The following is a 24,995-nucleotide window of genomic DNA, read 5'->3' as shown; positions in this document are numbered from 1 at the left end:
CGAGGTGCTTGTGATCGAGGATGCAACTGTGGATAACTTGGGTAAAGCCCATGGCGGGCAATGACTAGGATTAGCCCTGCTTATGTTTGAACACCTTGCCGACCTGTCGCTGGATACCTTGCGGGTGTTCGAGGCCGCCGCCCGCCTGCGTGGGTTCACCGCGGCGGCGCTGGAACTGGGCACCACCCAGCCGGCGGTGAGCCAGCAGGTCAAACGCCTCGAGGCGCGGGTGGGCGCGCGGTTGTTCGACCGGATCTACCGGGGCATCGAGCTGACCGAAGCCGGGCAATTGCTGTTCGAGCAGGTGCATCAGGGGTTGCAGGCCATGGACCAGGGCATCGCCGAGGCCAGCGGGCGGGGTCAGCGCGAAGTGCTCCAGGTGGCCACCGATTTTGCCTTTGCGGCGTTCTGGCTGATGCCTCGGCTGCAGCGCTTTCACGAGGCTTATCCACAGGTGGATGTGAGCCTGGTGACCGGCGAGCGCAGCCAGGCCATGCTGCGCCCGGACATCGATGTGGCGGTGCTGTTCGGCGACGGGCGCTTTCATCAGGGGGAGAGCCGCTGGCTGTTCGATGAGGAGGTTTTTCCGGTGTGCAGTCCGCGACTGGTTCATGGCAAACCCTTGTCAGCCGAGGCGTTGCAACGATTGCCGTTGCTGCATTTGCGCGGTGAGCAGGCCAGTCGCTGGTTTGATTGGGCCGGGGTGTTTCGCGGATTGGGGGTGTCCAGCCCAACGCCGTCCGGGCAGCTGCGGTTCGATAACTACACCCTGCTGATCCAGGCGGCGATTGCTGGGCAGGGAGTGGCGATCGGCTGGGGGCATCTGGTCGATGGGTTGGTGGAACAGGGCTTGTTGTGCCGGCCATTGGCGGGGAGTTTGCGCTCGGAGCGTGGCTATTACGTGGTATTGCCGCCGCGCAAACGCCGTGGGGAGCTGATTGGGCGGTTTGTCGACTGGCTGGAACGCGAGCGCAGCGCTTGAGCGTCGCGGGCAAGCGCGGGGTATAGTCGTAGGCTCAAGCCTTGCCGCCCGTGCCTGGGGTTCAGCCTTGCAGGTGGGGTGATCGTTGGACCGTATTTCAGGAGTTATCGTGCAAAGGATCAAGGGGTATCACGCCCACGTCTACTACGACGCGCACACCATGGAGCAAGCGCGAGAGCTGTGCGAGGAAGCGGCACGGCTGTTTCCCGTGAGCATGGGGCGCATGCACCAGAAGCCGGTCGGGCCGCACCCGGACTGGAGCTGCCAGCTGGCATTCGCGCCGGAGGTGGTGGGGGTGGTGTTGCCGTGGTTGGCGTTGTATCGGCGGGGGTTGGTGGTGTTTCTGCATCCGCTGACCGGGGATGAGCTGGCGGACCATCGCGATCATGCGATCTGGATGGGGGCACTGCGGCCTTTGAACCTTTCCATCTTCGGGGGCTAAAGGGGCTGCTCGGGCCTCTTCGCGGGTAAACCCGCTCCCACAAAACTGTAGGAGCGGGCTTGCCCGCGATATGGGCGACTCAGTTACGCGCTGAACGCACGCCTTCAGCCAGCGCCGAGCACAGGCTCAACACATCGTTCACGGCCTGATCGGCATCCTTGGCGTGGGCGATCTTGTCGACCAGCGCCGAGCCCACCACTACCCCTTCCGCCAACCGGGCAATCGCCGCCGCTTGCTCTGGGGTGCGGATACCAAAGCCAACACTGATCGGCAGATTGGTATGCCGCCGCAGGCGAGCGAGCGCTTCGCTGACATGCTCGGTGGTCGCCGAACCGGCACCGGTCACGCCGGCCACCGATACGTAATAGACAAACCCGGAGCTACGCTCGAGCACCCGTGGCAGGCGCGCGTCGTCGGTGGTCGGGGTGGTCAGGCGGATGAAGTCGATACCCGCGGTCTGCGCCGGGGTCGCCAGCTCGGCGTCGTGCTCAGGCGGCAGGTCGACGATGATCAGGCCATCGACGCCCGCTTGCTTGGCCTCTGCAACGAACTGCTCCACGCCAAAGCGGTGAATCGGGTTGTAGTAGCCCATCAGCACGATCGGCGTGGCCTGGTTGTCGACGCGGAACTCGCGGACCATCTGCAGGGTTTTTGCCAGGGTCTGGCCGGCTTCCAGGGCGCGCAGGGTGGCCAGCTGGATCGCCACGCCATCGGCCATCGGGTCGGTGAACGGCATGCCCAGCTCGATCACGTCGGCACCGGCGGCAGGCAGGCCCTTGAGGATCGCCAGCGAAGCGTCGTAGCCCGGGTCACCGGCGGTGACGAAGGTGACCAGCGCCGAGCGGCCTTCGGCCTTCAGGTCGGCGAAGCGTTGTTGAAGACGGCTCATGCCTGTTTCTCCTGGGCAGCCATGTGGTTCATCACGGTTTGCATGTCTTTGTCGCCACGGCCCGACAGGCACACGACCATCAGGTGGTCCTTGGGCAGGGTCGGCGCGCGCTTGATCGCCTCGGCCAGCGCATGCGAGGTCTCCAGCGCCGGGATGATGCCTTCCAGGCGGCAGGTGCTGTGGAAGGCGTCGAGCGCTTCGTCGTCGGTGATGCTGACGTACTCGACCCGCTTCACTTCGTGCAGGTAGGCGTGCTCAGGGCCGATGCCCGGGTAGTCGAGGCCGGCGGAAATCGAGTGGGCATCGGTGATCTGGCCGTCGGCGTCCTGCAGCAGGTAGGTGCGGTTGCCGTGCAGCACACCCGGTACGCCGCCGTTGAGGCTGGCGGCATGCTTGTCGGTGTCGACACCGTGGCCACCGGCTTCGACGCCGATGATCTGCACGCTGGCGTCATCGAGGAATTCGTGGAACAGGCCCATGGCGTTGGAGCCGCCGCCGACGCAGGCGATCAGGCTGTCGGGCAGGCGCCCTTCCTTCTCGTCCAACTGGGCGCGGGTTTCCTTGCCGATGATCGACTGGAAGTCGCGGACCATCGCCGGGTACGGGTGTGGGCCGGCGACGGTGCCGATCAGGTAGAAGGTGTCGTCGACGTTGGTCACCCAGTCGCGCAGCGCTTCGTTCATGGCGTCCTTGAGGGTGCCGGTGCCCGCCGTGACCGGGACGATTTCGGCGCCCAGCAGCTTCATGCGGAACACGTTGGCCTGCTGGCGCTCGATGTCGGTGGCACCCATGTAGATCACGCAGGGCAGGCCGAAGCGTGCCGCGACGGTGGCGGTGGCCACGCCGTGCATGCCGGCGCCGGTCTCGGCGATCAGGCGTTTCTTGCCCATGCGCTTGGCCAGCAGCACCTGGCCGATGCAGTTGTTCACCTTGTGCGCGCCGGTGTGGTTGAGTTCTTCACGCTTGAAGAAGATCTTTGCCCCGCCGCAGTGCTCGGTCAGGCGCTCGGCGAAGTACAGCGGGTTTGGCCGGCCAATGTAATCGCGCTGGAAGTAGGCCAGCTCTTCGAGGAATTTCGGGTCGGCCTTGGCCGCTTCGTACTCGCGGGCCAGGTCCAGCACCAGCGGCATCAGGGTTTCAGCCACATAGCGGCCGCCGAACGCGCCGAACAGGCCGTTGGCGTCGGGGCCAGCGCGGAATTGGGTCTGGGTCATGGAGCGCTCCAAGGCGTTATGAAGGAGTGATGGGCTTTACTCTAACCACGACACGCCCGGCTGAAAACCGATAAGATTGCTGCAATCTGTCAGGAAAACTCACACGTCATATGCGCCAGGACCTGCCTCCCCTTAATGCCCTGCGGGCTTTCGAAGCGACTGCCCGGCTCAACAGCGTCAGTCAGGCCGCCGAAGTGCTGCACGTGACCCATGGCGCGGTGAGCCGACAGATCAAGGTGCTCGAGGCGCATTTGGGCGTGGCCCTGTTCGTCAAGGACGGGCGTGGCGTCAAACTCACAGATGCCGGGGTCCGCCTGCGCGACGCCAGCGTCGATGCGTTCGACCGGTTGCGCGGGGTGTGCGCCGAAGTGAGCCGCGATGTCAGCCAGGCGCCGTTCGTCCTCGGTTGCTCGGGGAGCCTGCTGGCGCGCTGGTTCATCCCGCGGCTGGGGCGGCTCAAGGCGGATTTGCCCGAGCTGCGCCTGCACCTGTCGGCCGGTGAAGGCGACCTCGACCCGCGGCGTCCTGGGCTGGATGCGTTGCTGGTGTATGCCGAGCCGCCGTGGCCGGCCGACATGCAGGTGCACGTGCTGGCCGAGGAGCGTATCGGGCCGGTGCTGAGCCCGCACTTTGCGGGCTCCGAGCGCTTGCGCAGCGCGGCGTCCAGCGCCCTGCTCGATGAAGCCCTGCTGCACACCACTTCACGCCCTCAGGCCTGGCCGGCCTGGGCTGCGGAGCATGGGCTGGACCCCGGCAGATTGAATTTCGGCCAGGCGTTCGAGCATCTGTATTACTTGCTGGAGGCAGCGGTCGCCGGGCTTGGCGTGGCCATCGCGCCACAACCGCTGGTGGCAGATGACCTGCGCGCGGGGCGCTTGATCGCCCCGTGGGGCTTCTCGCCCACGCACGCCGCGTTGGCGCTGTGGGTGCCGCGGCGCGCCGCAGACGGGCGCGCCGAGCAGCTGGCGCAGTGGCTGCGCCGCGAGTTGGGTCAGCAGGTGGTTTAGTTGCGTTTGGTCAACAGATAAGCGGCCAGCAGGCCCAGTGCACCGACGGCGACGCCAGCGGCGGTCCAGGGGTGTTCCTGCGCGTAATCGCGGGTGGCCAGGCCGGTCTGGCGGGTGCGGGTTTTTACTTCGTCGTAGGCATCGCTGAGCACGCTACGCGAGTGTTTGAGGGCGTTTTCAGCATTACCGCGGATCGCCTTGATGGTCTTGTGAGACTCATCGGAAGCATCGTGCTTGAGGGTCTCCAGCGTTTTCAGCAGGCTTTCGATCTCGGCTTCCATGCTTTCCAGTGAGGTTTTACGCAACGCGTTGCGGGCCATGTTGACTCTCCTTCGCAGTGGTTTGGCTGTTAGGGTTGCGACTGCGTGGTGCGGCAAAAGTGCGATCGAACTTTCTCGCACGCTGACGGCTCGCAGGTAAACCAGGCCTGCGCTGCTAGGCTCAATCGACACATCACTCAAGGAGCGTGCTCATGTCCGATCATCACACCTACAAGAAAGTCGAACTGGTCGGGTCGTCGCCCACCAGCATCGAAGACGCGATCAACAATGCCATCGCCGAGGCCGGCAAGAGCATCAAGCACCTGGAGTGGTTCGAGGTGGTCGATACCCGCGGGCATATCGAGAACGGCAAGGCCGCGCACTTTCAGGTCACCGTGAAAGTCGGCTTCCGCATCGCCAACAGCTGAAACAGTCCCGGGCTGGCATGTCCCGGCGTGATGGGGTAATACAGTGACAGGGCGCCTGGCCGGCGCCCTTTTCGACTTTGATCTGAACAAGGAAAGCGATCGATGAAGAAACTGCTATTGGCGATGGGATTGATGGCCCTGGCGGGTGGGGCGATGGCGGCGGGCAAGCCGTGTGAGGAGCTCAAGGCGGAAATCGCGGCGAAGCTGGATGCCAAGGGCGTTACCGGCTACAAGCTGGAGATCGTCGACAAGGGTGACCCCGCTGGCAAGGTGGTGGGCAGCTGCGAAGGCGGTACCAAGGAAATCGTCTACCGCCGCGGTTGAGCGGCGTTGTCTGGGGCCGCTCTGCGGCCCATCGCGACACAAGGCCGCTCCCACCGTTTGACCGCGCTCTATCGGCATGCGCGATCAAACTGTAGGAGCGGCCTTGTGTCGCGATGGAGGGCAAAGCCCTCCCCTAGGCTTCAATCGGTCTTCAAGGCCTGCGCCAGCAGCTCATAAGACCTGACCCGGTCAGCATGCTCATACAGGTCACAGGTAAAGATCAGCTCATCCGCGCCTGTCTGCTCCAGCAGCACCTCGACCTTGGCCCGCACCTTCTGCGGGCTGCCGATCATCGCCAGGCCCAGGAAGCTCATGACCGCCTCCCGCTCATGCGGCAGCCACAAGCCGTCCATGCTCTTCACCGGCGGCTTCTGCATCAGGCTCTGGCCACGGATCAGCGCAAGAATCCGCTGATACATCGTGGTGGCCAGGTATTCGGCCTCTTCGTCCGTCTCGGCCACCACCATCGGCACCCCAAGCATCACGTAGGGCTTGTCCAGCACCGTGGAAAACTTGAAGTGGTCACGGTAGATCCGAATCGCCTCGTGCATCATGCGTGGCGCGAAATGGGACGCGAACGCGTAAGGTAAACCGCGCATCCCCGCCAATTGTGCACTGAACAGGCTGGAGCCGAGCAGCCAGATCGGCACCTCGGTGTCATGCCCGGGCACAGCGATCACTCGCTGGTCAGGGGTGCGTGGGCCGAGGTAGCGCGACAGCTCCTCGACATCATCCGGAAAATCATCGGCACTGCCCGAGCGCTCGCGGCGCAGGGCGCGTGCGGTCATCTGGTCGGAGCCCGGCGCGCGACCAAGGCCGAGGTCGATCCGCCCCGGGTACAGGCTGGCCAGGGTGCCGAACTGCTCGGCGATCACCAGCGGCGCATGGTTGGGCAGCATCACCCCGCCCGCCCCCACGCGAATGCTCGAGGTGCCGCCGGCCAGGTAGCTGATCAGCACCGACGTGGCAGAGCTGGCGATGCCATCCATGTTGTGGTGCTCGGCCACCCAGAAGCGGTTGTAGCCGAAACGCTCGACGTTGCGCGCCAGGTCCAGCGAGTTGTGCAGCGACTGCGCCGGGCCGGCATCGGCGCGTACCGGTACCAGGTCGAGGGTGGATATCTTCAGGTCACGCAGGTGCGTCATTGGAGCCTCCGCAAAAATGGTCGGCCAATGGCCTTTTAGACTCTGTATGGGCAGATTCCCCGGATTCAATGCCCAGCCCTGGATTGATCTGAACTTGCCGTAGGCACCGGCCTCTCAACCTTAGGCACACGAACCCAAGCTCTGGAGGCAACAATGAAAAAGACAGCATCGGCGGTCTGGCAAGGTGGTCTGAAGGATGGCAAAGGCCTGCTGTCTACCGAGAGCGGCGCGCTCAAGCAGAACCCATACGGCTTCAATACGCGTTTCGAAGGGACCCCGGGGACCAACCCCGAAGAGCTGATCGGCGCCGCGCATGCGGGCTGCTTCTCGATGGCCCTGTCGATGATGCTCGGCGAAGAGGGACTGACCGCGGACCGTATCGACACCATTGCCGAAGTCACCCTCGACAAGCAGCCCGACGGTTTCGCCATTACGGCGGTGCACCTGATCCTCAAGGCCAAGGTGCCGGGCGCCAGTGAGGCGCAGTTCAAGGAAATCGCCAACAAGGCCAAGGCCGGTTGCCCAGTGTCCAAGGTCCTCAATGCGCAGATCAGCCTGGACGCCACGCTGCTGTCCTAGGCGGCGCAACAGGGGCGGTTTCCTGTAGTCTAAAGTCTGTCGGCAGGTCGCCTGCCCTTTCAGGAGCCGTCCCATGATCCGCGTTGCAATCGCTGTAGTGGCTTCGCTGCTGGCAACTTCCGCGTTGGCGGCGGTCAAGCCGTGTGAGGAACTGAAAGCCGAGATCGAAGCGAAGATCCAGGCGCGGGGCGTCACGTCCTACACGCTGGAGATCGTGCCCAATAGCGAGGTCAAGGACTCGAACATGGTCGTTGGCAGTTGTGAGGGCGGGAGCAAGAAGATCATTTACCAGAAGAATGATCAGTAGCCGTCACGCCGGTCTCATCGCGGGCAAGCACCTACCCCAGCAAGCTTGCCTGCGATAACCCCTCAGGCCTCCCAGGCCCCTCAGGGAATGCAGAACACATCACTCGGCTCATCCACCAGCACCTTGCGGCTGTTGTCGTACAGGTACACCTGCGGCTGCATGGCGGGCGCCCGGGCTTCCAGGCGATAACGCTGGCCGGCTTCGAAATGGTCGAAGCGCACGGTCAGGTAGCAGGTTCGCTCGGTAGGGTCGGTGGTGAACAGCCCGGCATTGAGCTCGTAGTCAAACCGCACCACCAGCTCGTGGCGCCCCGGGGTGACCTGGAAATACCGCCCGTCATCGAGCCGCTGCCCGTCCAGACGGTCGGCCATGATCACTCTGCCAGGGGTGATGGTGTACAGGTCGACCCAGGCCTGCTTGGGGTCGACGGGGGGCAAGGGGCTGGCGCAAGCCCCCAGTGCACTGAGGGCGATCAGCATCATGGGCTGGCGCATGGTGAAACTCCCACTTGCGGTTCACAAGGCCTAAGCATAGCGCCATTCGCCGGCTTCAGGTGCGCTGGCAGCCTGCCGGTGCGCCCTGCCCGACCAGTTTCTGGCGCTGGTCATACAGTTTGACCCAGGGGCGAAAGCCGATGCTGCCGGCCTGCAGGCTGTAGCGCTGGCCGGCATTGAAGTCCTTGAAGCTCAGGTTGAGCTGGCAATCGCGCCAGAGCGGCGCGTCGACCGGGCCGATGTTGCTCGGCGCCACGGGAAACTGGTAGCGCACGGTGAGCTCATGGTTACCCGGCGCGACTTCGAAATAACGGTTGTCGGCCCAGTCGCGCTCGTCCACCTGCACCGCGTGCAGCGAGGTCTCGTCGTGCGGGGCGAGCTCGACCCAGGCTTGGTTCGGGTCCGGGTCTGGCAGGGTGGAACACCCCGTCAACAGCAGCAATGAGCCGATGGCTATCGGTGAACGCATGGCGATACTCCCCCTGGGCGAGATAGTCTTGGACTTGCACCGGACTTGAGCGAGATGGACAGCTGTGATGTTTCGAAATTTTATTTGCCAGCGCTCAGGCCCTGGGGCACTCGACCGCGTTTTCTCACGTTTTGTTCCCGTCCTCGCCGCGCTCCTGCTGAGCGGTTGCAGCAGCCTGGGCTATTACGGTCAGTTGGCCGAGGGGCAGTGGCAACTGCTGCGCGCCAGGCAGCCGGTGGAGCGCCTGCTGCAGGATCCCGCCACCGAGCCCACCCTGCGCCAGCGCCTGCTGCACGCCGAACAGGCGCGGGTATTCGCCAGCCAACAGTTGCAACTGCCAGACAACCGCAGCTATCGGGTCTACGCCGACCTGGGCAGGCCGTACGTGGTGTGGAACGTGTTCGCCACCCCGGAGCTTTCGTTGCAGCCGATCACCCACTGCTTCCCGGTCGCCGGCTGCGTGGCGTATCGCGGTTATTACCAGCAAGGCGCAGCGCGGGGTGCGGCGGCCGTGATGCGGCAGGACGGCATGGATGTCTATGTCGGCGGTGTGGAGGCCTATTCGACGCTGGGCTGGTTCGATGATCCGCTGCTGTCGTCGATGGTCGGCTGGGGTGATGAGCGGCTCGCTTCGCTGATCTTTCATGAGCTGGCGCACCAGCGCTTTTATGTGAAGGATGACACCGAGTTCAACGAGTCGTTTGCCACCTTCGTCGAGCATGAGGGAACGCGGCAATGGCGCGTGGCGCGTGGGCTTCCAGCGATTGAGGACTCTGCGCAGCGCCAGCGCGAGCAGTTCATTCGGTTGGTGCTGGACAGCCGCGAGCGGCTGCAACGGATCTACGCCGGGGCGTTGGATGATGCTGGCAAGCGTGCCGCCAAAAAGGCGGAGTTCGAGCGGTTGCGCCTGGCGTATCGGCAGTTGCGCGATAGCGAATGGGCAGGCGACAAGCGCTATGACGCGTGGATGTACGCGCCGATGAACAACGCCAAGTTGCTGCCGTTTGGGCTGTATGACCAGTGGGTGCCAGCGTTTGCGGCGCTGTTTGCCGAGGTGGGTGGGGATTGGGCGCGGTTCTACCAGCGGGTCGAGGAGTTGGGGGGGATGCCGGTGGAGCAGCGCAAAGCTGTGCTCGGCAAGCTCAACGCGGCGACCTGAAGATGGGGCTGCTGCGCAGCCCTTTCGCGACGCAAGGCCGCTCCCACAAGAGGGCAGCGCACACGGCTCTAATTGTGGGAGCGGCCTTGTGTCGCGAAAGGGGCGCGAAGCGCCCCCTGAATCTCAAGGCTTGATAAAGGCCTGATGCAACTCGGCCACGGTCTCGAAGTGGAATGCCGGCGCCTCGGCCACCAATTCCTCACGGCTGCCAAAGCCATAGCCCACCGCGATCGCCTGCAGCCCATTGGCGTGTGCGCCGATCAGGTCATGCTTGCGGTCGCCGATCATCAAGGTGTGCGCTGGATCCAGCCCTTCTTCATCCAGCAGATGGCGAATCAGCTCGACCTTGTTGGTCCGTGTGCCATCCAGCTCGCTGCCGTAGATCACCTTGAAGTGATGATCGAAGGCAAAGTGCCGGGCGATCTCGCGGGCAAATTCCCAGGGTTTGGAGGTGGCGACATACAAGGTCCGGCCTTGCCCCTTGAGCGCGGCGAGCAGCTCAGGCACGCCGTCGAATACCAGGTTCTCGTACAGGCCAGTGACCTTGAAGCGCTCACGGTAGAAGTTCACCGCCTGCCAGGCCTTGGCCTCGTCGAAGTCATAGAACTGCATGAAGGCCTGCAACAGCGGCGGGCCGATGAAGTGCTCGAGGCGGGCCAGGTCCGGTTCGTCGATACCCAGCTTGGCCAGTGCGTACTGGATCGAGCGGGTAATGCCCAGGCGTGGGTCGGTCAACGTGCCGTCGAGGTCGAAGAGGATGTTCTGCTGGTGCATGCGGTGCGGTCCACTCGGGTTGTTCTGGGATACCTGTCGCGGGGCTGGCCCCGCGATAGCGTCATTCGGGTTGGTCGTAGCCTTCGGCCAGGTGCAGGTCCTTGAGCTTCACATAATTCGCCGCGCTGTAGGCAAAGAACGCCCGCTCCTTGTCGCTCAACGCCCGGGCCTGCTTCACCGGGCTACCGACATACAGGTAACCGCTTGCCAGGCGCTTGCCCGGCGGCACCAGGCTGCCGGCACCGATGATCACCTCGTCCTCGACCACCGCGCCGTCCATGACGGTGCTGCCCATGCCCACCAGGATGCGGTTGCCCAGGGTGCAGCCGTGCAGCATGACGTTGTGGCCAATGGTCACCTCATCGCCAATAATCAGCGGGAAGCCATCGGGGTTGAACGGCCCGGCATGGGTGATGTGCAGCACGCTGCCATCCTGCACGCTGGTGCGCGCGCCAATGCGGATGCGGTGCATGTCGCCACGGACCACGGTCAGCGGCCACACCGAGCTGTCTTCACCGATTTCCACGTCCCCCAGCACCACCGCCGAACGGTCGACAAACGCGCGGGGTCCAACCTTCGGAGTGTGTTGCTGAAAGTTTCGAATGGCCATGATAGCGCCTCTCTTGATTGCCAATAGGCGGGCTGCCTGCTGCGGTCGGCGTCGATTGTAATTAAGATGGTCCCGTGTTTCTCCTGCCAAGGTATCTAAACCGTGAGTGCGAACAACCCACTTCTGCAGTCCTACGATCTGCCGCCCTTCTCGGCGATCCGCGCCGAACACGTGTTGCCGGCGATCGAACAGATCCTGGCCGACAACCGCAACGCCATCGCCGAGATCCTCGAAAAGCAAGGCAAGGCCCCGACCTGGGCCGGCCTGGTGCTGGCGATGGACGAACTCAACGACCGCCTCGGCGCTGCCTGGAGCCCGGTCAGCCACCTCAATGCGGTGTGCAACAGCCAGGAGCTGCGCGAGGCCTATGAGTCTTGCCTGCCGGCCTTGAGCGCCTACTCCACCGAGCTCGGCCAGAACCGCGCGCTGTTCGAAGCCTATGAGGCCCTGGTCAACAGCCCGGAAGCCGCTGGCTTCGATGTGGCGCAAAAGACCATCCTCGAGCACGCCCTGCGCGACTTCCGCCTGTCGGGTATCGACCTGCCGGCCGATCAGCAGCAGCGTTATGCCGAAGTGCAGAGCAAGCTCAGCGAGCTCGGCAGCCGTTTCTCCAACCAACTGCTCGACGCCACCCAGGCCTGGACCAAGCACGTCACCGACGAAGCCGCCCTCGCCGGCCTGACCGACTCGGCCAAGGCGCAGATGGCCGCCGCTGCCCAGGCCAAAGGCCTCGATGGCTGGCTGATCACCCTCGAGTTCCCCAGCTACTACGCGGTGATGACCTACGCCAGCGACCGCGCCCTGCGTGAAGAGCTGTACGCCGCCTACTGCACCCGTGCCTCCGACCAGGGGCCGAATGCCGGCCAGTTCGACAACGGCCCGGTGATGGCCGAGATCCTCGACCTGCGCCTGGAGCTGGCGCAGCTGCTCGGCTACAAGAACTTCGCCGAGCTCAGCCTGGCGACCAAGATGGCCGAGTCCAGCGACCAGGTACTGAGCTTCCTGCGCGACCTGGCCAAGCGCAGCAAACCGTTTGCCGTGCAGGACCTGGCTCAGCTCAAGGCCTACGCCGCCGAGCAGGGCTGCCCGGAGCTGGCCAGCTGGGACGCCGGTTATTTCGGCGAGAAGCTGCGTGAGCAGCGCTACAGCGTCTCGCAGGAAACCCTGCGTGCCTACTTCCCGATCGACAAGGTGCTGTCGGGCCTGTTCGCCATCGTCCAGCGCCTGTACGGCATCGAGATCGCCGAACTGAAGGGCTTCGATGCCTGGCACCCGGACGTGCGCCTGTTCGAGATCAAGGAGCACGGCGAGCACGTCGGGCGCTTCTTCTTCGACCTCTATGCCCGCGCCAACAAGCGTGGCGGTGCCTGGATGGACGGCGCTCGCGACCGCCGTCGCACCGAGGCCGGCAGCCTGCAGAGCCCGGTGGCCAACCTGGTGTGCAACTTCACCCCGGCCGCGCCCGGCAAGCCGGCGCTGCTGACCCACGATGAAGTCACCACCCTGTTCCACGAGTTCGGCCACGGCCTGCACCACCTGCTGACCCGTATCGAGCATGCCGGCGTGTCCGGTATCAACGGCGTGGCCTGGGATGCGGTCGAGCTGCCGAGCCAGTTCATGGAAAACTGGTGCTGGGAGCCTGAAGGCCTGGCGTTGATCTCCGGCCACTACGAATCGGGCCAGCCATTGCCGCAGGACCTGCTCGACAAGATGCTGGCGGCGAAGAACTTCCAGTCCGGCATGATGATGGTCCGTCAGCTGGAGTTCTCGTTGTTCGACTTCGAACTGCATGCCACCCATGGCGACGGCCGCAGCGCGCTGGAGGTGCTCGAAGGCGTGCGCGACGAGGTCACGGTGATGCGTCCGCCGGCCTACAACCGCTTCCCCAACAGCTTCGCGCACATCTTTGCCGGCGGTTACGCGGCGGGCTACTACAGCTACAAGTGGGCCGAGGTGCTGTCGGCGGATGCCTTCTCGCGCTTCGAGGAAGACGGCGTGCTCAACGCCGAAACCGGCCGCGCGTTCCGCGAGGCGATCCTGGCACGCGGCGGCTCGCGTGAGCCGATGGTGCTGTTCGTCGACTTCCGGGGCCGCGAGCCATCCATCGATGCCCTGCTGCGCCATTGCGGCCTGAGCGAGGACGCGGCGGCATGAGCGAGGTGCCTGTGATCAAGACCAAGAAGCGCTTTATCGCCGGGGCGGTCTGCCCAGCGTGCAGCGCGCCGGACCGGTTGATGATGTGGAACGAAGACGGCGTGCCGCACCGCGAGTGCGTGGCCTGCGGGTTCACCGATACCCTCAATGAACAGGGGCTGTCGGTGCCCAAGGAGCTGGGTACCCGGGTCAATCAGTCGGCGGTCAAGGCTGAGCCGGTGAAGGTGCAGACGGTGCAGTTCTTCCCCAATCCGAAGCTCAAGAAGCCGACCGAGTAGTACGCCATGTCGCCCAGGGCCACTGGGCGACGTCATGTGATGGCGTTAGCTATCTAACGCCGTTGCGCTGCGCGGGCATTGCACAGTTCGGGCCTTTCCCACAGGCCCGAGGATGCCCCCATGCCCGATACCAATCCCCTGTTACGCGGCGACAGCTTGATCGCCTACGACCTCATCACGCTCGAGCACTTGCAAGCGGCCGTCGATCAGACCCTCGAAAGCGCCGACGACGCTGTGCTCGAGCAGATCATCAAGCGACAGCAACGTGCGCCCACCTGGGATGACCTGGTGCTCGCCGTCGAGCAACTGGAGGCCCGCCTGCAAAGCGCCGCCTATGCCATGCTGCCGCTCTACGGCAGAGGGCCGGAGTGGCTTGCCGAAGTCGCTCGCCTGCTTGACCACGTCGATGGCTGGTTCAAGCGCAAACAGCGAAACCCGCAGCTGTACGCGCTCTATCAGCGTCTGGCCGACAGCGACCTCGGCCGCAATCTGGCCCAGGACAAGCAACTGACCCTGCAAAAGCGCTTGAGCGAATACCGCTTGGCCGGTGTGCTGCTGGATGACCCCACCCGACAACGGCTGGCGCAACTCGAACAGACCATCGATCGGCTGGAGGGCGAGTTCAAGGCGAATCTGCAGTACTCGGTCAGCCAGCGCGGTGTTCATCTCGACGACCCCCAGCGCTTGCTCGGTGTGCCTGCGCTGGACCGCGCGCTGATGGCCGCACAGGCGCAACGGGCGGGCCTGCAGGGCTGGTTGATCGCGTGTCAGGAGGTGCCTTGCAAGGCCGTCCTCAAATACGCGAAGGACCGTGCACTGCGTGAGCAGGTCTACCGTGGCTACCACGGCCGCGGCGCAGACGCTGATCCGCAACTGGACAATGGCGAGGTTCTCCAGGGCCTGGCAGAGGCTCGGCACGAACGTGCAAAATTGCTCGGTTATGCAGACTCGGTAGCGCTCAAGCTGGCAGAAAATCACCTGCAAAGCGGTCAGGGGGTAGAGGCGTTTCTGGCCGACCTGCAGGCCAAGGTGACGCCGCTGATGGACGCCCAGTGGCAACAATTGCAAGGGCTGGCGAAGGCGCAAGGCCTGGAGCAGATCGAGCCTTGGGATGTCGCCTTCCTGCGGCAGTTGCTGCAAGGCGAGGTACCGGCGCTGGATGAAGACACGGTACGTGCGTTTTTCCCGCTCGATCGGGTGATGGGCGCATTGGTTGCACTGACCCAGCAGCTGTTCGGGGTCACGCTGAGCCCCGTGACCTCGGTGCAGGCCTGGCACCCCAGCGTGCTGACCTTCGAGGTGAGCGAAGATCACGCGACCCTCGGCCACCTGTACGTGGATGCCGTGGCGCGCGACAGCAAGGAAGACAGCAGCATCTACACCACCTTCGTGTGCAACCGGCGTATCGATGCTGAAGGCGTTTATCACGGGCCGATCGCCATGGTCTTCAGTGATACCCCACAAGGCGTGGATGGCGCACCTCCCCTGCTCGACCACCTGGCCCTGCGCAAGTTGTTCCACGAGTTCGGCCACGCCCTGCATCACCTGTTGGTACGTACCAACAACCACCTGCTGTCAGACACCCGCCGGTTGGGCCGGGTGGGCAACGAGGTGACCAGCAAATTGCTGGAGCGTTGGGTGTGGTCTGCGGAGTTTCTTGCAGAGATCTCCGCGGACTACCGCACCGGCGGCAAATTGCCGGCGTCGGCGCTGCAGGCGGTGCTCCAGCGGCTGCGTGGAGATGCCGTCGGCGAAATCGCGGAAGGGCTGAGCCGGGCATTGTTCGACCTCGACCTGCACCGCAACGTGCAGGATGGCCGCACCCTGCAGGCGCGTGCTGCGCACAGCCATCGCCAGGTGCAGGCTCGCCCGCTGGCGGATTTCGAGCGACCGGTGCATGCCTTCCTGCACTTGGTCAGTGGCTACGATGCGACCTTCTATGCCTATCTGTGGTCGGACGCCCATGCGGTCGACCTGTTTACCCGGTTCGAACAGGAAGGCTTGCGTAACGGCCTGACGGGGCGGGCCTTCAGGGAGCGTTTCATTGCCAGTGGGGTGTCGCGCACGCTTGCGCAAAACTTCGCTGACTTCATGGGTCGCCCGCTCAGCCTGGCCGCCTACCAGCGGCGCAATGGCCTGGACGGCGCAGGGCCATAGCGCTGAACGGTGCTGGAGCAATGGGTTCGCCTCGTATACTGTATATAAAAACAGTATTCGAGGCGCTGCCATGTACACTCCAGCACCCGTTCGGGGGCGTGGGACTTCGCACAACCCAGACAACCGCTTCGCCCCGAGCCGCTCGGTGGTCGAGGACGATGGCTGGTACCAGGAAGTGCCGACGACCCAGGGCACCGAGGTCCGCATCGAGACCGCCAAGACCATCATTACCCGCAATACCTCGCCCGACCTGCCCTTCGACCGCTCGATCAACCCCTACCGTGGCTGCGAGCACGGCTGCATCTACTGCTATGCCCGGCCCAGCCATGCCTACTGGGACTTGTCCCCTGGGCTGGATTTCGAAACCAAGCTGATCGCCAAGAGCAACGCCGCCGATGTGCTCGAGCAGCAGCTGAGCAAGCCCGGGTATGTCTGTGCGCCGATCAACCTCGGCTCCAACACCGACCCGTACCAGCCCATCGAACGCGAGCAGCAGCTGACCCGGCGCTTGCTGGAGGTGCTGCTGCGCTACCGCCACCCGGTGACCATCGTCACCAAGGGCTCGCTGGTGCTGCGCGACCTCGACCTGCTGGCCGAGCTGGCCAGCCAGCGCCTGGTGCGGGTGATGATCAGCCTGACCACCCTCGATGATGAGCTCAAACGGGTGCTCGAGCCCCGCGCGGCAGCGCCCAAGGCACGCTTGCGGGCGATCCGCGTGTTGCGCGAGGCTGGCGTGCCGGTGGGGGTGTTGTGTTCGCCGATGATCCCGATGATCAATGACAGTGAGCTGGAGCATCTGCTCGAGGCGGCCAAGGCGGCGGGCGCGCAAAGTGCGGCCTACATGATGCTGCGCTTGCCGCTGGAGGTGGCGCCGTTGTTCGAGCAATGGCTGCAGGACCATTACCCGCAGCGCGCGGCGCATGTGCTCAGCCTGATTCGCCAGAGCCGTGGCGGCGAGCTGTATGACAGCCGGTTTGGTTCACGGATGCGTGGCGAGGGGGTGTTCGCCGATTTGCTCGCGCAGCGTTTCGCCCGGGCGATGCGCCGGCTGGCGTTCGAGGGGCGGGAGGCACAGGCGCTGGATTGTTCGGCGTTTTGCCCACCTGGCGCGCAGATGGCGTTGTTCTAGCGACCTGTACCGACAATGCCGGCCTTTTCGCGGGTAAACCCGCTCCCACAGGGATCTGTAGGAGCGGGTTTACCCGCGAAAAGGGCGCCGCCGGAATAACAAGTACAACTAATACTGCATAATATTTTTACTAATGGGAGTTGGCGGCTGATGTTTTTTTGTTATTATCCAATTCCCGCCTTATGAAGCCGGAACGCCCGTTCTAGAGCCTTCAAATTAAGTTTCAGTTAAGTTTCCCCTTGTAGCGTAGGAAATCAGTCCACACCGACTGTGATTAATTACCTGTGCGTGTCATCTAAATCCTCGCATAGCCATAATCTTTCCCCGGTAACATGGAACGTACCCACACACCGTCTAGAGGATGAATCATGCCCATCAAGGACCCTTCCAAGGCCGTCCCGGCTGCACCTGCCGAAAGCGCCGATGCTGCCATGAAGCATATCGTCGACGGCTTCCTGCGGTTCCACACCGAAGTGTTCCCCGAGCAGCAGGAACTGTTCAAGAAGCTGGCCACCGCGCAGAAGCCGCGCGCCATGTTCATCACCTGCGCCGACTCACGTATCGTCCCCGAACTCATCACCCAGAGCTCGCCAGGCGATCTGTTCGTCACCCGTAACGTCGGTAACGTCGTACCGCCGTACGGCCAGATGAACGGCGGTGTTTCCAGCGCCATCGAGTACGCGGTGCTGGCCCTGGGCGTGCACCACATCATCATTTGTGGTCACTCCGACTGCGGTGCCATGCGTGCGGTGCTCAACCCGCAGTCGCTGGACAGGATGCCGACCGTTTCCGCCTGGCTGCGCCATGCCGAAGTGGCGCGGACCGTGGTCGAAGACAACTGCTCTTGCGGCAGCGAGCACGAGACCATGCAAGTGGTGACCAAGGAAAACGTCATCGCTCAGCTGCACCACCTGCGCACCCACCCGTCGGTGGCCTCGCGCCTGGCCGCGGGCCAGCTGCACATCCACGGTTGGATCTACGACATCGAGACCAGCCAGATCGAAGCCTACGACGCCGCCGGCGACCGCTTCATGCCGTTGACTGCCGGTGAGCCGGTGCCCTGCGCTACCCCGAGAGGCCGCTACTAAGCGACCCTGACACCCCGAGACCTTGAATAGCCGACCGCACCCCCCAGGGGCGCGGTGCGGCCTTCGGCTGCCTTGAATTTCCCTGACTGCCTTGCCGGCATGCCTGCTGGCGGCCCGCGCCTGCGCGTTCGTCAGGGCCCAACGTGCCCACGGCCAGCGGATTGGCCGTGCGACAGAGAAAGGAGAAATAGGGTGAACAAGACACAGATCAAAGCGGCCCTGCCGCGTGAGTTGCTGGCGTCGGTAGTGGTCTTCCTGGTGGCCCTGCCGTTGTGCATGGGCATCGCGATCGCCTCGGGCATGCCGCCCGCCAAGGGGCTGATCACCGGCATCATTGGCGGCATCGTGGTCGGCTTCATCGCCGGTTCGCCGCTGCAGGTCAGCGGCCCCGCCGCGGGCTTGGCGGTGCTGGTGTTCGAGCTGGTGCGCCAGCATGGCATGGCCATGCTCGGGCCGATCCTGCTGCTGGCCGGTCTGCTCCAGCTGCTGGCCGGGCGCTTTCGCCTGGGCTGCTGGTTTCGGGTCACGGCGCCGGCGGTGGTGTACGGCATGCTCGCCGGCATCGGTGTGCTGATCGTATTGTCGCAGGTGCATGTGATGTTCGACACCGCGCCACAGCCGTCCGGCTTGCAGAACCTGCTGGAGTTCCCGGGGACCCTGGCCGCGGCCATGCCACTGGAGAGCGCCGGCAGCGGCTGGCAGGCCGGTGCGCTCGGCCTGGGCACCATCGCCATGATGTGGGCGTGGGAACGCTGGCGGCCACAGCGCCTGCGCTTCGTCCCGGGTGCGCTGCTGGGGGTGGCGACAATGACGGTGATCAGCATGTGGCTGGCGCTGCCGGTCAATCGGGTGGTGGTGCCGGCGGATCTGTCCGAGGCGATCGACTGGCTGCGGCCCGATGATCTGCTCCAGCTGGCCGATCCGACCCTCTTGGTGGCGGCCTTTGCCCTGGCGTTCATTGCCAGCGCAGAAACCCTGCTGTCGGCGGCGGCGGTCGACCGCATGCACAGCGGTCAGCGTTCGGACTTCGACAAGGAGCTGTCGGCGCAAGGGATCGGCAACATGCTCTGCGGCGTGCTCGGCGCGTTGCCGATGACCGGGGTGATCGTGCGCAGTTCGGCCAACGTCCAGGCCGGGGCCCAGACCCGCGCATCAGCGATCCTGCATGGGGTCTGGCTGCTGGCCTTCGTGGTGGTGCTGAGCAGCGTGCTGCAGCAGATTCCGGTGGCGAGCCTGGCCGGTGTGCTGGTGTTTACCGGGGTCAAGCTGGTCGATCTCAAGGCCTTCCGCGGGCTCGGCCGGTATGGCCGGATGCCGATGTTCACGTACGCGGCAACGGCGCTGGCGATCGTCTTCACCGACCTGCTCACGGGCGTGCTGCTGGGCTTTGCCCTGACCTTGCTGAAGTTGGCGTTGAAAGCGGCGCGGCTGAAGATCAACCTGGTGACGTTGGCCAAGCCGGGGCACATGGAGCTGCGTTTGAGCGGTGCAGCGACCTTTCTCAAGGTGCCGGCGTTGACCCAGGTGCTCGATGGGGTGCCGGCCGGGACGACCTTGCACGTGCCGCTGGGCAACCTCAGCTACATCGATCACTCGTGCCTGGAGTTGCTGGAAGATTGGGGCAGGAGCAATGCGGCGAATGGCGTGAGGTTGCGGATCGAGCAGCGACGCTTGAAGCGCAGGATCGAGGGGCAGATTCGGACTACCGCCGGCGTCGGGATTTGAGCTGGCCATGCTGACGCCATCGCGGGCAAGCCCGCGCCTACAAGGACTCAATCTCCTGTAGGAGCGGGCTTGCCCGCGATGGCGTCCCTGTCGGTGCTCAGGCCGGCTGGCCGAGCTCGACACCCAGCTGGCGCGACAGGCACGGCCAGCGTTTCCACGCCTCGCCGGTCTCGGGGCTGCTCAGCTTGGCCCGATAGGCCTCCACCGACTCCAGCGCAAAGCTGGCGTCGTCGAGCATCTCGTCCACCGAATGGTGCACTACCTCATCCAGCTGGTTGGCGAAACTCTCGCCGATCAGTTGATGGGCAATCAGGTTGGCCACGGTGGTATCCGCCGGGATCAGCGGCTGACCGAAGTGCTTGATGTACAGGTCGTTCACCTCTTCCACCAGGCGGTGCGCCAGGTACGCCTCGTCCAGCAGGCAATCCAGGCCGACATGCCCTTGCAGCTCGCTCGGCGGCTGCAGGAAGTACGCCTCGGCGATCTTCAATACCGGTTTGATCTGCGACTCGATACCCGCTTCGAGGGCGACCTCATGGGCTGCTTCGAGCAGTTCCGGAACCTCGTCGATGTAGGCGCCGACAAAGCGCGCCAGCGTGCCCTGGGCATCCTGCTCGGGGAGTTGGATCGAGGGATGCAGGTGAGGCAGTTGTGCCTCCAGTCGTTGTTTCAGTTGGCCGGTCCGGCTCTCATGTTGATGGGCTTCTTTGATCTGCTCGCGTACAGCAGCGATGTTCATGACAACTCCAGGGACAAGGGATGACAAATGGAAGACAGCTTTTACGGAAGACTCTAAGTTAGCTCGGTATACGGAATACCTAAGACGTATTTGTTATAAGTCGCGCAAACGTGTGCGCACTTCGCTATATAACATAGCCATCATTGTGCCATAAGCCAGTAGCCATGCGGCTTTCAAGCGTTTTTGCGGATTCGTGAGGATCATTTCAAAGGCTGCATTGCGCGCCATTGGTCGCTGTCTATACTCGGGTTGAACGTGATTCGTTGATGAGGCCCGCCTGCAGTTTGCAGAGGAGCTCGGTCGTCGAAGTAGGCTGTCTTGACCGCCGCCCCCCCTTGCCCAAGGTCTATGCCTCCGGGACTACAAGAACGATAAGGGGAACCCGCAATGATGCGACATCCACATGTCTGGATGGGCCTTCTGTTGTGGTCGGTTTTCGGTCAGGCGCACGGCGCATGGACCGTCAACATGGCGCCGGGGGCTACGGAAGTCTCCCACGCAGTGTTCGACCTGCACATGACCATCTTCTGGATCTGCGTGGTCATCGGCGTCGTGGTGTTTGGCGCGATGTTCTGGTCGATGGTCATCCACCGCCGCTCCACCGGCCAGCAGCCGGCGCACTTCCACGAACACACCTGGGTGGAAATCCTCTGGACCGTGGTCCCCTTGCTGATCCTCGTGGTCATGGCCATCCCGGCCACCAAGACCCTGATCGACATCTATGACGCCAGCGAGTCGGACATCGACATCCAGGTCACCGGCTACCAGTGGAAATGGCACTACAAGTACCTGGGCCAGGACGTCGAATTCTTCAGCAACCTGGCCACTCCCGCCGAGCAGATCCACAACCAGGCGCCCAAGGACGAACACTACCTGCTCGAGGTCGACCAGCCGCTGGTGATCCCGGTCGGCGCCAAGGTGCGCTTTTTGGTGACCGCCGCCGACGTCATCCACTCCTGGTGGGTGCCGGCCTTTGCGGTCAAGCGTGACGCCATCCCCGGCTTCGTCAACGAGGCCTGGACGCGCATCGAGAAGCCCGGCATCTACCGCGGCCAGTGCACCGAACTGTGCGGCAAGGACCACGGCTTCATGCCGGTGGTGGTCGAGGTCAAATCCAGGGCCGACTACGACACCTGGCTGGCCGAGCGCAAGGCCGAGGCCGCCCAGCTCAAGGAACTGACCAGCAAGGAATGGACCCTCGAAGAGCTGGTGGCACGGGGTGACAAGGTCTACCACACCACCTGCGTCGCCTGTCACCAGGCCGAGGGCCAGGGCCTGCCGCCGATGTTCCCGGCGCTCAAGGGCTCGAAGATCGCCACCGGGCCCATCGAAGCGCACCTGGGCATCGTCTTTCACGGCAAGCCCGGCACCGCCATGGCCGCGTTCGGCAAGCAGCTTTCGGAAGTCGACATCGCCGCCGTGGTGACCTACGAGCGCAACGCCTGGGGCAACAACAAGGGCGACATGGTCACGCCGAAGGATGTGCTGGCGCTCAAGCAGGCAGAAGCCAAATGAACCGCCATCCCCGCCGCAGCCAGTGGATTGCAGGAGACAGGACATGAGTGCAGTGATCGACGATGACCACAGCCACGGCGATGACCACGCCCACGGCCCGGCCAAGGGCCTGATGCGCTGGGTGCTGACCACCAACCACAAGGACATCGGCACGATGTACCTGTGGTTCAGCTTCATCATGTTCCTGCTCGGCGGCTCGTTCGCCATGGTCATCCGCGCCGAACTGTTCCAGCCCGGCCTGCAGATCGTCGAGCCGGCGTTCTTCAACCAGATGACCACCATGCACGGCCTGATCATGGTCTTCGGCGCGGTGATGCCGGCGTTCGTCGGCCTGGCCAACTGGATGATCCCGCTGATGATCGGCGCCCCGGACATGGCCCTGCCGCGGATGAACAACTTCAGCTTCTGGCTGTTGCCGGCGGCCTTCCTGCTGCTGGTCTCGACCTTGTTCAGCCCCGGCGGCGGGCCGAACTTCGGCTGGACCTTCTACGCGCCGCTGTCGACCACCTACGCCCCGGCCAGCGTGACCTTCTTCATCTTTGCCATCCACCTGATGGGCATCAGCTCGATCATGGGCGCGATCAACGTGATCGCCACCATCCTCAACCTGCGGGCGCCCGGCATGACCTTGATGAAGATGCCGCTGTTCGTCTGGACCTGGCTGATCACCGCCTTCCTGCTGATTGCGGTGATGCCGGTGCTGGCCGGCGTGGTGACGATGATGCTGATGGATATCCATTTCGGCACCAGCTTCTTCAGCGCTGCCGGCGGGGGTGACCCGGTGTTGTTCCAGCATGTGTTCTGGTTCTTCGGCCACCCCGAGGTGTACATCATGATCCTGCCGGCGTTCGGCGCGGTCAGCTCGATCATCCCGGCGTTCTCGCGCAAGCCGCTGTTCGGCTACACCTCGATGGTCTACGCCACCGGCGCGATCGCCTTCCTGTCGTTCATCGTCTGGGCGCACCACATGTTCGTGGTCGGCATCCCGGTGGTCGGCGAGCTGTTCTTCATGTACGCGACCATGCTGATCGCGGTGCCTACCGGGGTGAAGGTGTTCAACTGGGTCAGCACCATGTGGGAAGGCGCGCTGACCTTCGAGACGCCGATGCTGTTCGCCATCGCCTTCGTCATCCTGTTCACCATTGGCGGCTTCTCCGGGCTGATGCTGGCGATCGCCCCGGCGGACTTCCAGTACCACGACACCTACTTCGTGGTGGCGCACTTCCACTACGTGCTGGTGCCCGGGGCGATCTTCGGCATCTTCGCCTCGGCCTACTACTGGCTGCCGAAATGGACCGGCCACATGTACGACGAAACCCTCGGCAAGCTGCACTTTTGGCTGTCGTTCGTCGGCATGAACCTGGCCTTCTTCCCCATGCACTTCGTCGGCCTGGCCGGCATGCCGCGACGGATCCCCGACTACAACCTGCAGTTCGCCGACTTCAACATGGTCTCGTCGATCGGCGCGTTCATGTTCGGCGCGACGCAGATCTTCTTCCTTTTCATCGTCATCAAGACCATCCGCGGTGGTGTGCCGGCACCGGCCAAACCGTGGGACGGTGCCGAAGGGCTGGAGTGGTCGGTGCCTTCGCCGGCGCCGTATCACACCTTCCAGACCCCGCCGGAAGTGAAGTAGGAGCGCATCGATGAACGGCCTTCCGCTCAAACGCCTGGTGCGCCGCCTGCTGTTGCTGACGGTGGTGATGTTCGCCTTCGGCTTTGCCCTGGTGCCGATCTACGACGTGATGTGCAGAGCCTTCGGCATCAATGGCAAGACCGGCGGGCAGTACGAAGGCAGCCAGGTCAGCGACCCGACGCGCACGGTGCGCGTGCAGTTCATGTCGACCAATGCCAGCGACATGGTCTGGGACTTCTATTCCACCGCCGACCAGATCGAGGTCAATCCGGGCGCGGTCAACCAGATGGTCTTCGTGGCCCACAACCCGACCGACAAACCCATGAGCGCCCAGGCCATCCCCAGTATCACCCCGGCCGAGGCGGCTGCGTATTTCCACAAGACCGAGTGTTTCTGCTTTACCCAGCAGGTCCTGCAACCCGGTGAACGCATCGAAATGCCGGTGCGCTTCATCGTCGACCGCGACCTGCCGGGCAGCGTCAGGCACCTGACCTTGGCCTACACCTTGTTCGACATCACCGCTCGCCACCCACCGGTCGCGCAGGTTGCGACCGAGGGTGTGCAGCGCGCCCGCTGAGGGAAGGAGAACAGCAATGGCACAGCACGATCACTACTACGTCCCGGCGCAGAGCAAATGGCCGATCATCGCCACGGTCGGCATGTTCATCACCGTGTTCGGCCTGGGGACCTGGTTCAATGATCTGAAGGCCGGCCACCCGGATTCCCACGGACCGCTGATCTTCTTCGTTGGCGCCTTGTGCCTGGCCTACATGCTGTTCGGCTGGTTTGGTGCGGTGATCAAGGAGAGCAAGGCCGGGCTCTACAGCCCACAGATGGACCGCTCGTTCCGCTGGGGCATGAGCTGGTTCATCTTCTCCGAGGTGATGTTCTTCCTGGCCTTCTTTGGCGCGCTGTTCTATGTGCGCGTGCTGGCCGGGCCCTGGCTCGGGGGCGACGGCGCCAAGGGCGTCGCGCACATGCTCTGGCCGAGCTTCGAGTTCGCCTGGCCGCTGCTGCACACGCCGGACCCGAAGCTGTTCCCGCCGCCCAAGGACGTCATCGACCCGTGGCACCTGCCGCTGATCAACACGATCTTGCTGGTCAGCTCCAGCGTCACCGTGACCATTGCCCACCATGCCTTGCGCAAGGGCCACCGTGGGCCACTGAAGCTGTGGCTGGGGCTGACCATCCTGCTCGGGCTGGCGTTCCTGGCGTTGCAGGCCTACGAGTACCACGAGGCCTACAACGACCTGGGGCTGACCCTGGGCTCGGGTATCTATGGCGCGACGTTCTTCATGCTGACGGGCTTTCACGGGGCGCATGTGACGCTGGGCACGATCATTCTGATCGTGATGTTCTGCCGCGTGTTGCGCGGGCACTTCAATGCCGACAAGCACTTCGGTTTCGAAGCGGCCAGCTGGTATTGGCACTTCGTCGATGTGGTGTGGGTGGGGCTGTTTATCTTTGTCTACGTGCTGTAGCAGGAACGCT

General features: G+C 64.0%; 27 protein-coding genes. 18 read left to right on the top strand and 9 right to left on the bottom strand.

Annotation, left to right across the window (positions count from 1 at the left end; genetic code table 11):
* Positions 1-82 precede the first annotated feature (82 nt).
* Together CCOS865_RS00515 and CCOS865_RS00510 are read left to right on the top strand one after the other, a co-directional pair.
* The gene (locus CCOS865_RS00515) at positions 83-982 is read left to right on the top strand and encodes a choline sulfate utilization transcriptional regulator (RefSeq protein ID WP_119137047.1); all 900 of its coding nucleotides are present in this window, start codon (positions 83-85) and stop codon (positions 980-982) included.
* A gap of 109 nt (positions 983-1,091) precedes the next feature.
* Positions 1,092-1,424: a DOPA 4,5-dioxygenase family protein gene (locus CCOS865_RS00510; protein ID WP_119137046.1), complete on the top strand. Its 333-nt coding sequence runs from the start codon at positions 1,092-1,094 to the stop codon at positions 1,422-1,424.
* 79 nt (positions 1,425-1,503) lie between these two features.
* Here the strand turns inward: CCOS865_RS00510 and trpA are convergent, their stop codons facing one another.
* Both trpA and trpB read right to left on the bottom strand, forming a co-directional pair.
* Entirely contained in the window at positions 1,504-2,313 is an 810-nt protein-coding gene (gene trpA, locus CCOS865_RS00505; RefSeq protein WP_119137045.1) for a tryptophan synthase subunit alpha, read from the bottom strand.
* Positions 2,310-3,527: a tryptophan synthase subunit beta gene (gene trpB, locus CCOS865_RS00500; RefSeq protein WP_119137044.1), complete on the bottom strand. Its 1,218-nt coding sequence runs from the start codon at positions 3,525-3,527 to the stop codon at positions 2,310-2,312. The genes trpA and trpB overlap by 4 nt, the downstream gene beginning before the upstream one ends.
* A 110-nt stretch (positions 3,528-3,637) precedes the next feature.
* Here trpB and CCOS865_RS00495 point away from each other — a divergent pair, with 110 nt between their 5' ends.
* Complete coding sequence (locus CCOS865_RS00495; protein ID WP_119137043.1) at positions 3,638-4,534, top strand: LysR family transcriptional regulator; 897 nt, start codon at positions 3,638-3,640, stop codon at positions 4,532-4,534.
* Here the strand turns inward: CCOS865_RS00495 and CCOS865_RS00490 are convergent.
* Complete coding sequence (locus tag CCOS865_RS00490) at positions 4,531-4,854, bottom strand: ElaB/YgaM/YqjD family protein (protein WP_119137042.1); 324 nt, start codon at positions 4,852-4,854, stop codon at positions 4,531-4,533. The genes CCOS865_RS00495 and CCOS865_RS00490 overlap by 4 nt on opposite strands.
* Before the next feature lie 152 nt (positions 4,855-5,006).
* Here CCOS865_RS00490 and CCOS865_RS00485 point away from each other — a divergent pair, with 152 nt between their 5' ends.
* Entirely contained in the window at positions 5,007-5,222 is a 216-nt protein-coding gene (locus CCOS865_RS00485; protein WP_119137041.1) for a dodecin, read from the top strand.
* 102 nt (positions 5,223-5,324) lie between these two features.
* Positions 5,325-5,546 (top strand): DUF1161 domain-containing protein, encoded by a 222-nt coding sequence (locus CCOS865_RS00480; RefSeq protein ID WP_119137040.1) that lies wholly within the window; start codon positions 5,325-5,327, stop codon positions 5,544-5,546.
* Positions 5,547-5,686: 140 nt separating this feature from the next.
* On the opposite strand, the gene CCOS865_RS00475 is transcribed toward CCOS865_RS00480, so the two are convergent.
* Positions 5,687-6,691, bottom strand: a complete 1,005-nt coding sequence (locus CCOS865_RS00475) for an LLM class flavin-dependent oxidoreductase (RefSeq protein WP_119137039.1) — start codon at positions 6,689-6,691, stop codon at positions 5,687-5,689.
* Positions 6,692-6,844: 153 nt separating this feature from the next.
* On the opposite strand from CCOS865_RS00475, the gene CCOS865_RS00470 reads away from it, so the two are divergent.
* Positions 6,845-7,270, top strand: a complete 426-nt coding sequence (locus CCOS865_RS00470) for an OsmC family protein (RefSeq protein ID WP_119137038.1) — start codon at positions 6,845-6,847, stop codon at positions 7,268-7,270.
* Positions 7,271-7,343: 73 nt separating this feature from the next.
* Positions 7,344-7,577, top strand: a complete 234-nt coding sequence (locus CCOS865_RS00465) for a DUF1161 domain-containing protein (RefSeq protein ID WP_119137037.1) — start codon at positions 7,344-7,346, stop codon at positions 7,575-7,577.
* A gap of 80 nt (positions 7,578-7,657) precedes the next feature.
* On the opposite strand, the gene CCOS865_RS00460 is transcribed toward CCOS865_RS00465, so the two are convergent.
* Together CCOS865_RS00460 and CCOS865_RS00455 are read right to left on the bottom strand one after the other, a co-directional pair.
* Positions 7,658-8,071 carry a PA0061/PA0062 family lipoprotein gene (locus CCOS865_RS00460; RefSeq protein WP_119137036.1) on the bottom strand — a complete coding sequence of 138 codons (414 nt, stop codon included), beginning with the start codon at positions 8,069-8,071 and terminating at the stop codon, positions 7,658-7,660.
* A gap of 55 nt (positions 8,072-8,126) precedes the next feature.
* On the bottom strand, positions 8,127-8,540 hold the full coding sequence (locus CCOS865_RS00455; protein WP_119137035.1) for a PA0061/PA0062 family lipoprotein: 414 nt from the start codon (positions 8,538-8,540) through the stop codon (positions 8,127-8,129).
* Between the two features lie 67 nt (positions 8,541-8,607).
* On the opposite strand from CCOS865_RS00455, the gene CCOS865_RS00450 reads away from it, so the two are divergent.
* The gene (locus CCOS865_RS00450) at positions 8,608-9,699 is read left to right on the top strand and encodes an aminopeptidase (RefSeq protein ID WP_119137034.1); all 1,092 of its coding nucleotides are present in this window, start codon (positions 8,608-8,610) and stop codon (positions 9,697-9,699) included.
* 123 nt (positions 9,700-9,822) lie between these two features.
* On the opposite strand, the gene CCOS865_RS00440 is transcribed toward CCOS865_RS00450, so the two are convergent.
* Both CCOS865_RS00440 and CCOS865_RS00435 read right to left on the bottom strand, forming a co-directional pair.
* Positions 9,823-10,473, bottom strand: a complete 651-nt coding sequence (locus tag CCOS865_RS00440; protein ID WP_119137032.1) for an HAD family hydrolase — start codon at positions 10,471-10,473, stop codon at positions 9,823-9,825.
* 61 nt (positions 10,474-10,534) lie between these two features.
* Entirely contained in the window at positions 10,535-11,083 is a 549-nt protein-coding gene (locus tag CCOS865_RS00435) for a gamma carbonic anhydrase family protein (protein ID WP_119137031.1), read from the bottom strand.
* A 102-nt stretch (positions 11,084-11,185) separates the two neighbouring features.
* On the opposite strand from CCOS865_RS00435, the gene prlC reads away from it, so the two are divergent.
* The 6 genes from prlC (at position 11,186) to CCOS865_RS00405 (ending at position 19,614) form a co-directional block, all read left to right on the top strand.
* The gene (gene prlC, locus CCOS865_RS00430; RefSeq protein WP_119137030.1) at positions 11,186-13,237 is read left to right on the top strand and encodes an oligopeptidase A; all 2,052 of its coding nucleotides are present in this window, start codon (positions 11,186-11,188) and stop codon (positions 13,235-13,237) included.
* On the top strand, positions 13,234-13,515 hold the full coding sequence (locus CCOS865_RS00425) for a YheV family putative zinc ribbon protein (protein ID WP_119137029.1): 282 nt from the start codon (positions 13,234-13,236) through the stop codon (positions 13,513-13,515). Before prlC ends, CCOS865_RS00425 begins: the two co-directional genes overlap by 4 nt.
* A 120-nt stretch (positions 13,516-13,635) precedes the next feature.
* On the top strand, positions 13,636-15,672 hold the full coding sequence (locus CCOS865_RS00420; RefSeq protein ID WP_119137028.1) for a M3 family metallopeptidase: 2,037 nt from the start codon (positions 13,636-13,638) through the stop codon (positions 15,670-15,672).
* A 70-nt stretch (positions 15,673-15,742) separates the two neighbouring features.
* Positions 15,743-16,801, top strand: a complete 1,059-nt coding sequence (locus CCOS865_RS00415) for a PA0069 family radical SAM protein (RefSeq protein ID WP_119137027.1) — start codon at positions 15,743-15,745, stop codon at positions 16,799-16,801.
* Between the two features lie 368 nt (positions 16,802-17,169).
* The gene (locus CCOS865_RS00410; protein ID WP_119137026.1) at positions 17,170-17,889 is read left to right on the top strand and encodes a carbonic anhydrase; all 720 of its coding nucleotides are present in this window, start codon (positions 17,170-17,172) and stop codon (positions 17,887-17,889) included.
* 192 nt (positions 17,890-18,081) lie between these two features.
* Positions 18,082-19,614, top strand: a complete 1,533-nt coding sequence (locus CCOS865_RS00405) for a SulP family inorganic anion transporter (protein ID WP_119137025.1) — start codon at positions 18,082-18,084, stop codon at positions 19,612-19,614.
* 97 nt (positions 19,615-19,711) lie between these two features.
* Here CCOS865_RS00405 and CCOS865_RS00400 read toward each other — a convergent pair whose 3' ends face one another.
* A complete protein-coding gene (locus CCOS865_RS00400; protein WP_119137024.1) occupies positions 19,712-20,353 on the bottom strand; it encodes a hypothetical protein in 642 nt (213 codons plus the stop codon).
* 387 nt (positions 20,354-20,740) lie between these two features.
* On the opposite strand from CCOS865_RS00400, the gene coxB reads away from it, so the two are divergent.
* The 4 genes from coxB to CCOS865_RS00380 are packed head-to-tail and all read left to right on the top strand — an operon-like array spanning position 20,741 to position 24,985.
* Positions 20,741-21,868, top strand: a complete 1,128-nt coding sequence (coxB, locus tag CCOS865_RS00395; RefSeq protein ID WP_119137023.1) for a cytochrome c oxidase subunit II — start codon at positions 20,741-20,743, stop codon at positions 21,866-21,868.
* 43 nt (positions 21,869-21,911) lie between these two features.
* Entirely contained in the window at positions 21,912-23,504 is a 1,593-nt protein-coding gene (gene ctaD / locus CCOS865_RS00390) for a cytochrome c oxidase subunit I (protein WP_119137022.1), read from the top strand.
* Positions 23,505-23,514: 10 nt separating this feature from the next.
* Positions 23,515-24,081, top strand: coding sequence for a cytochrome c oxidase assembly protein (locus tag CCOS865_RS00385; RefSeq protein WP_119137021.1), 567 nt, complete (start codon positions 23,515-23,517; stop codon positions 24,079-24,081).
* A 16-nt stretch (positions 24,082-24,097) separates the two neighbouring features.
* Positions 24,098-24,985: a cytochrome c oxidase subunit 3 gene (locus CCOS865_RS00380; protein WP_119137020.1), complete on the top strand. Its 888-nt coding sequence runs from the start codon at positions 24,098-24,100 to the stop codon at positions 24,983-24,985.
* The last annotated feature ends 10 nt before the right edge of the window (positions 24,986-24,995 follow it).

This window comes from Pseudomonas reidholzensis (assembly GCF_900536025.1).
Lineage (GTDB): Bacteria > Pseudomonadota > Gammaproteobacteria > Pseudomonadales > Pseudomonadaceae > Aquipseudomonas > Aquipseudomonas reidholzensis.
The sequence above is the reverse complement of the archived record's forward strand: the minus strand, read 5'-3'. Positions and strand labels throughout refer to the sequence as shown.